General features: G+C 36.9%; 1 rRNA gene. It reads right to left on the bottom strand.

Annotated elements, in window-relative coordinates:
- A 5S ribosomal RNA gene (gene rrf / locus SB773_RS35310) occupies positions 1-75 on the bottom strand; the annotation flags it as partial.
- Positions 76-222 lie beyond the last annotated feature (147 nt).

Raw genomic sequence — 222 nt, 5'->3', positions numbered from 1 at the left:
ACCATCGGCGCTAGAGAGCTTAACTTCCGTGTTCGGTATGGGAACGGGTGTGACCTCTCTGCCATCATTACCAGACTGTATTCATTTAAGACAAGAATTATCATAACTTATTCGACATTTAAAGTCAACAAGTTTTTTATATTCTTTCAAAACTAGATAACATTGCTTCATATTATATGGTTAAGTCCTCGATCTATTAGTATTCGTCAGCTCCACATGTCA

Origin of the sequence: Bacillus sp. SIMBA_074 (genome assembly GCF_046534555.1) — a bacterium.
Classification (GTDB): domain Bacteria; phylum Bacillota; class Bacilli; order Bacillales; family Bacillaceae_G; genus Bacillus_A; species Bacillus_A mycoides.
The sequence above is the reverse complement of the archived record's forward strand: the minus strand, read 5'-3'. Positions and strand labels throughout refer to the sequence as shown.